3 protein-coding genes are annotated in these 6,362 nt (G+C 42.4%); all 3 read left to right on the top strand.

What is annotated here, in order from left to right; translation table 11 throughout:
* A partial coding sequence (locus QZZ43_RS02645; RefSeq protein ID WP_291855984.1) for a SusC/RagA family TonB-linked outer membrane protein occupies positions 1-2,632 on the top strand: 2,632 nt, incomplete at its 5' end.
* An 87-nt stretch (positions 2,633-2,719) separates the two neighbouring features.
* Positions 2,720-4,339 carry a RagB/SusD family nutrient uptake outer membrane protein gene (locus tag QZZ43_RS02640; protein WP_291855982.1) on the top strand — a complete coding sequence of 540 codons (1,620 nt, stop codon included), beginning with the start codon at positions 2,720-2,722 and terminating at the stop codon, positions 4,337-4,339.
* Positions 4,340-4,532: 193 nt separating this feature from the next.
* Complete coding sequence (locus QZZ43_RS02635; protein WP_291855980.1) at positions 4,533-6,239, top strand: glycoside hydrolase family 28 protein; 1,707 nt, start codon at positions 4,533-4,535, stop codon at positions 6,237-6,239.
* The last annotated feature ends 123 nt before the right edge of the window (positions 6,240-6,362 follow it).

Raw genomic sequence — 6,362 nt, 5'->3', positions numbered from 1 at the left:
TGTTGCCGGTGTGCAGATTTCTTCATCAACCGGGCGTATAGGCGACGGATTCGACATTCAGATTAGAGGAAAAAACACCATGTCGGATGATAGCGATCCTCTTTATGTGGTGGATGGTGTAATTACCGATGGTATTGACTTTCTGAACCCTCAGGATATTGCACGTATCGATATCTTAAAGGATGCATCTTCTACCGCCATTTATGGTTCCAGAGGTACCAACGGAGTGGTTATTGTTACTACCAAGCAAGGTGCCGATAGCAAATCGGAAGCGGTGGTGACTTACGATGGTTATTATGGGGTGAAAACGCCTGCAAGACTGCCGAAACTAATGGATGGTGAAAAATGGTGGTACTATCATAAGTCCGCTTACCTGGCAACAGCCAGTGATTCCAATGGAGATGGAATTATTGATGCTCAGGAACATGAAGCTTCTTATCTGGGTACAGCTAATAGTGAGTTGTTGCGCAGGGCACAGGCCAATGAAACCACCGACTGGTATGACGAAGTGTTGAAGAACGGGAAACAACAAAACCATTATATTTCTATTTCGGGAGCCTCGGAGGATCTTTCCTATGTAATGGGCATTGGTTACCAAAACGAAGAGGGTAACATTAATAATGAATACATAGATAAGTACACGTTTAAAACCAGTGTTAATCATAAGGTTTCTGAAAAAGTAACTGCGGGTGCCAGTTTAAATGTCTCTCTTACCGAGCAGGAAATGGGAAGTCAGAATGCTATGCGCGAAGCATTTCGGCTGAATCCTTTGCTCTCACCCCGCGACTCCACAGGTGTGTTGGTTCCTATGCCAGGTAAATACACTACTCCTGATGGTGATTATCTGATCAACAAAACCAGTACTTACAATCCGATACTGGAAATCAACAATTCTTCTGACAACATCCGCAGATATAACGGGGTTGGTAATGCATTCTTGCAATTTAAGCCGATTGATGAGTTGACATTAAAAACAACCTTCTCTGTTGGCTACGATCAGTCCCGGAGAGGCCGGTCCTGGGGAGCATTGACCGACGATGGCGCCAGCAACGACGGCCAGGCCCTGGCACAAAGGGACACTGAAGAGGATTTGAATTATACCTGGGACAATCAGATTTCGTGGGACAAAAGCTTTGGAGAACATCATTTTAATGCAATGGGGCTGTACAGTATGTATGAACGCCGTATTGAAACTTCCATGATGTCCACGACCAATCTTCCGTTTAACTCACAATATTACAATATGGGAAATGGAGCACAGTCGAGTTTTAATATTGGCTCCAATTACCTTAATACCTCGTTAATGTCATACGTTTTTAGGTTGAATTATGATTTTAAAGACAGATACCTGATAACATTATCTAATCGATGGGATGGTGCTTCCAACCTGTCAGAAGGGAATAAGTGGAATTCATTTCCTTCAGGAGCTTTTGCCTGGCGTGTCAGTGAAGAACCTTTTATGGAGAACTTTGGTACCTTGTCTAATCTGAAAGCGCGTGTTAGTTATGGATTAACCGGCAACAATAATGTGGATCCATATAAAACCGTTAGTAACGCCGACAATCAAACCTATTACAGCTTTGGTGGAAATACGGTGAATGGTTTTATTCCGTCTCAGATCGCCAATAAAATTCTTACCTGGGAAACTACTTCCGAATTAAATCTGGGTATTGACTTTGGTTTTTTCAGAAACCGGATTGCTGGTTCTGTTGACGTTTACAACAGGTTGTCGGAAGACTTGTTGATGAAGCAAAAATTGCCCAAAGAGACCGGATGGGAGGAATTAGACGCTAATGTGGGGTCGGTACGCAACAAAGGTATTGAAATTTCTTTGACTACTGTTAATATTGATAACGGGGATTTTTCCTGGAGAACAACTTTCACATTTTCGAAAAACACCAATGAAATCGAATCACTATACGGACAAACCGAAGTGGACGATGTGGGAAATGGTTGGTTTATTGGAGAGGCTATTGAATCGGAGTACAATTATAAATTTGATGGCATCTGGCAGGCCGATGAGGCTGCTGAGGCCGCTTCCTACGGACAAACTGAAGGCGAGGCAAAGGTGGTAGATGTGAATGAAGACGGTGTGATTGATCCCAATGATGACCGTATGATTCTTGGTTCAAACGACCCCGATTGGTCAGGTGGTTTCTCCACTAACTTGAAGTACAGAGGTTTTGATTTTTCCCTGAATCTTTTCACCAATCAGGGGATGTTTGTTTACAGCGGGTTCCATTCCAATTTTGTGGATATGCGCGACCGCGGACGTGCCAAACTTGATGTGGACAGTTGGTACATTCCTGACAATGATGCCGGAATCCCAGCTCAATATTCCAACGAGTATCCTCAACCACGTAATGGAGGTACTTACTGGCGAAATGATGGTGTTGGTTACTACCGATTGGTTGATTATGTAAAAATCAAGAATATTTCGTTGGGGTATACTTTTGAGCGTAATTTTGCCAATAGATTAGGGATGAGTCACCTAAGAATCTATACCAATGTGTTGAATCCTTTTGTATTTACTGATTATGATGGTTTCGATCCTGAATGGGCCGGCTCTGATTATGGAGATGGTGGAGTCAGCTCTGTAACCTATCAATTTGGTATTAGTGCAAGGTTTTAATCAGGAAACAATTTTTTGAAAAATGTTAATAAAGTACAGAATAGGTGATTTTTTTCATTCGTTCTTGTTCATAAAATCGAAAATCAAATGAAGAAGATATTTATATTTTTAGGATTGTTGGGTTTTCTGGCCACCGGCTGTTCCGATTATCTGGAAGAAGAAAACCTGTCAAATATTGGTGCAGAGGAGTATTATAAAACCTCTGATGGATATGAGACTCTGGTGAATGCTGCCTACAGTTCATTGCGGGATATTTATGGTCCTGCACCCTGGATGTTTTGCGCCGGAACCGATATGTATGTGGAGGGGCGTCAGTCTCAGCCTGTTGGCTTGAGTGAGTACCGCTTTTTGACTTCTTCGGAGGCTGAAGTTTTACCGCTTTATGAGAATTGTTACAGTTCTGTTCAGGCTTGTAACATGGGACTTGAATACAGCACACTTACCGAGCCTTTCGAGGCGCTGGATGAGCGCATTGGTGAAATGAAGTTTATTCGAGCCAATGCTTATTTCCTTTTGGTTCAAAGCTATGGGGGAGTGGCACTGGTTACAGAAATGATTGACGAACCAGTAACTGAGCTTGACAGGGAAAGCGCTGAAACTATTTACAGCTTCATCATCAGTGAATTGGAAGAAGCACAAGGTCTTGTTAGTTCAGAAGCGTTTTCAGGCAGAGTGAATCGCAGAGCGGTTACTAACCTTTTGGCTAAAGTTTATCTTACCCGCGGGTACGAATCTTTTGGTTCGGATAATGACTTTACAAAAGCGGCATCATTAGCCGATGAGGTAATCAATGGGCAGATGCTAACCATCCCGTTTCACGATTTGTGGTGGCCGGGAAATGAAAAGAACGAGGAAGTTATTTTTTCGGTTCAGTATTCCGAAAATTCCATAAGTTCTGCTCCCGATGAGCTTGGACATTCTCAATCCAGTTATTTCGGGCCGTACATGGGGGGAAGTGAGAATGCTGGTGATGCCCCCTGGCGTTCGTACAATCTTTGTCCTAATATGTATCTGTTGGATCTGTACAACGCTAATGATACACGGTGGGAAGGTACATTTATGACAACGGTATATGACAACTATTACGATTTTTACAGGGTTGAAGATTTGTCAGCAGTAGGGGTGAAACATTATTATGCCCGTCCGTGGGAGAGCAATGCGGCGTTTGAAGCTGCTTATCTGACAGAACATCCCGATGCTTTCTTTCACTACTATGAGAATCTTGAAGCATCTAAATCTTCTGCTCTTGACTTCGAGACCATTGCCATTCGAAAATTTGATGATCCACAATCCATGTTTTCAAGCAATGGAACTGTCAGTACCCGGGATCTTATTATTGCCCGTGTGGCCGAGACTTACCTGATGGCTGCCGAAGCTTACTTCCAATTGGAAAACACCCAGGCTGCCGCAGATCGTATCAATGAGGTTCGTCAGCGTGCCGGAGTTGCGGATATTACTGCCGGTGATGTGGATATTGATTTTATTCTTGATGAACGTGCCCGTGAATTGGCCGGTGAGTATTACCGTTGGTTCGATCTGAAGCGTACAGGAACATTAGTTGAACGAACTGTTTTGTACAATAAGGATATTGAATCTGCCGATTGGTTTACAGGAAATGGAGGAGAATTGAAGATTTTACGTCCCATCCCACAGGATGCCCTTGACCTGAACCGTGGCAATTATCCCCAGAATCCTGCTTATAATTAGGTCAAAACTTTTAAGAGTTTTCAGATGGCGTCCGGAGAGTCTCCGGATGCCGTTTGTAAACTTATTGATGTCTTTTTCGTTTTGCAGGAAATAATTAGAAAGATGTTTTGAGAAGACTTTGCATTTGTTGTACTTTAATGGTGATATCGGTCTTCCATACATTTGGATTCGTAACAGGAAATTTTTTTAGCTTATGAGAATACCAGCATTTTTTATTAAGGGAAGCCTGGTTACTTTATTAGTAATATCTGGCAGTTTTGGTTGTTTCGGACAGACAAATTCCTATGAGAAGGGAACGTTTTCTGTTTATGAGGGCGTAGAGTTTGAAATGCCGGTGGTGCAGGAACCTGTATTTCCAGATTATTCTGTGTCGATAACAGAATTTGGTGCTGTAGGAGATGCACATACTCCCAATGGAGGTGCATTTTCCCGTGCTATTGAAAAGGTTAGCGAAAACGGTGGAGGCCGAGTTGTTGTGCCCCGTGGCATATGGATGACAGGACCTGTTCAAATGAAAAGTAATGTTAATCTGCATCTCGAAGATGGCGCCGTAATCCGTTTTAGTACCGATTTTGACGACTACCCGCTCATCAAAACCAGTTTCGAAGGATTGGAAACTTTTCGTTGTATGTCGCCGATTCATGCACATAATCTGGAGAATATTGCTATTACCGGAAATGGTGTGATTGATGGAAATGGTGATGCCTGGAGGCCCGTCAAGAAAAGTAAAATGACGGCTTCGCAATGGAAGAACCTTGTTAAATCAGGTGGAGTGCTGAGTGACGATGGGGAAATATGGTATCCATCAGAGAAATCAAAAGCCGGAGACGGAAGGGACAACTTTAATGTTCCTGATTTTAACAATCGGGAGGCTTTTGAAGAGGTAAAAGATTTTCTCAGACCTGTAATGGTAAGTATTAAGGAATGTGAAAAGGTTTTACTGGACGGTCCAACTTTCCAAAATTCTCCTGCATGGAACATTCATCCGCTTATGAGTGAGGATGTGACCATCCGGAATTTGACAATTCGAAATCCCTGGTATTCACAAAATGGAGACGGTTTGGATCTTGAATCCTGCAAAAATGTGGTGATTTACAACAATACCTTTGATGTGGGAGATGACGCAATTTGTTTTAAATCAGGGAAAAATGAAGATGGCCGGCAAAGAGCTATGCCCACCGAAAATGTGATAGTGAAGAACAATATTGTTTATCATGGCCATGGTGGTTTTGTAGTAGGTAGCGAAATGTCAGGTGGTGTAAAAAATGTTCATGTATCCGATTGCATTTTTATGGGTACAGATACCGGTCTGCGTTTTAAAAGTACACGTGGACGAGGAGGCATTGTTGAGAACATTTTCATCTCCAATATTGATATGATTGATATCCCGACTGAGCCCATTCGTTTTAATCTGTTTTACGGAGGTGATGCTCCGATCATGGACGATGGCGGGAATAGTGCCCCTTCTGAACAACGTGCTGAGGCTGTCCCTGTTACAGAAGAAACACCCTCGTTCAGAAATATTTTCATGAAGAATATTCGCGCCAACGGTTTTGGGAATGCTGCCTTTTTTATGGGGCTTCCGGAGATGAATTTGCAAAATGTGCATCTGGAGGATGCTATTCTGAGAGGAACGAAAGGAATTAGTATTATTGACGCTGATGGCATTCAGATGAATAATGTGAAAGTTACAGCCGATGAAGGTCCTGCAATGATGATTTACAATGGAAAGAATATTGACATCAACGGGCTGGAATTTCAGTCTTCAGGAAATTCTGCATTTGCCATTTTCGGGGCATTGACGGATGGCGTTAATATCCAACAAAATTCAACCGATAATGTGGCAGATATTGTGAAGATGGGAGATGAGGTGAAACATTCAGAGGTGACCATTGAATAGGGAAATTGCCTTTAGGGTTTGTAATGAAATAAATTGACAGATTTAACGAAGTTATTTTTTCTTTGCCAACTTGAAAATGCTGCGAATAGCGAGCTATTTAATGGATTTTCAAGGAAGTTAAAG

Source organism: Marinilabilia sp., from assembly GCF_016278715.1.
Classification (GTDB): domain Bacteria; phylum Bacteroidota; class Bacteroidia; order Bacteroidales; family Marinilabiliaceae; genus Marinilabilia.
This window is presented reverse-complemented; position numbering and strand designations above follow the sequence as displayed.